The sequence below is a fragment of the Intestinimonas butyriciproducens genome, from assembly GCF_016901775.1.
Classification (GTDB): Bacteria; Bacillota; Clostridia; order Oscillospirales; family Butyricicoccaceae; genus Pseudobutyricicoccus.
The window spans coordinates 1-1,137 of the sequence record NZ_JACJKW010000043.1 but is presented as its reverse complement, the minus strand read 5'-3'; the positions used below and the strand labels follow the sequence as shown (position 1 = coordinate 1,137).

Annotated in this window: 1 protein-coding gene; it reads left to right on the top strand. The window is 55.8% G+C overall.

Annotated elements, in window-relative coordinates; genetic code table 11:
- A partial coding sequence (locus H6A25_RS12490) for an ABC transporter substrate-binding protein (RefSeq protein WP_204752445.1) occupies window positions 1-851 on the top strand: 851 nt, incomplete at its 5' end.
- Between the last annotated feature and the right edge of the window lie 286 nt (window positions 852-1,137).

The window sequence follows — 1,137 nt, the reverse complement described above, 5'->3', positions numbered from 1 at the left end:
AGATCATCCCCGAAGGCTCTTCCCGTACCATCGCTCTGGAAGCCGGTGAAATCGACTTCATCGTGGAAGTGGAAGCCATGGACGCTGACCGTCTGAAGGAAAACAGCGATCTGAAGGTCATCAGCTTTGAGCACACCAGCCACAACTGGCTGATGCTGAACAACGAGGTGCCCGGCCTGGATAATCAGGATGTGCGCCACGCTATCAACAGCGCCATCGACAAGGAAAGCGTTGTCACCGTTGCTTACAACGGCCTGGCTACTCCTTCCTGGACCGCTACTCCCAGCAACTTCCCCGGCACCACCGATGAAAACGCCGACACTTACGATGTGGAAAAGGCAAAGCAGTATCTGGCCGATTCTGGTGTGGACCCTGCTTCCGTCAAGTTCTCCATCATCTGCTCCGACGACACTAAGAAGCGCGCCGGCGAAGTGATTCAGGCTAACCTGAAGGAAATCGGCATCAACTGCGAAATCGAGAGCATGGACCTGGCTACATACCTGTCCGCTACAGCTGAAGGCGACTACACTGCAGCTATCGGCGGCTATACCTCCAGCGACCTGCTTTCCTATGTGGTGGGCGTGTATCACAGCTCCTCCATCAACGCTTCCAACAAGACCCGGTTGAACGATCCCGAAGTGGATGCCCTGATCGATCAGGCCAAGACCACTCTGGACGAGACCGAGAGAGTTGCTATCTTTGAGAAGCTGTCCGCTCGCCTGAACCTGCTGTGCTCCCAGGCTCCTCTGTATCAGCCCCTGACTCTGAGAGCTTACAAGGCTGGTCTGGAAGGTGTGGAAGTCAGCGACAGCGGCACCATCTATTTCGAGAAGGTTTACTGGGCTGAATAAGCGCAGTTGACAGAGAAAAATAGCTCCTTACCCTGCGCTGTTCCCGGGCCGGATGGTCCGGGAACAGTGCCGCCCTATTTCCCGCTTTGGGACCGGCAGCCTTGAAAGGCGGCCTCGAAGCGGGGAATGGGGCCCAATCCAGCCGAAGCCGTTTCAACAGGCGGCAGAGGCAAGAAAACAGGAGGATCTTATGTGGAAATTCATTGTTAAGAGACTGATTATGCTGATCCCGGTATTGATCGGCGTAACCCTGCTCGTGTTCCTGATCCTGCAGCTGGCGCCAGGC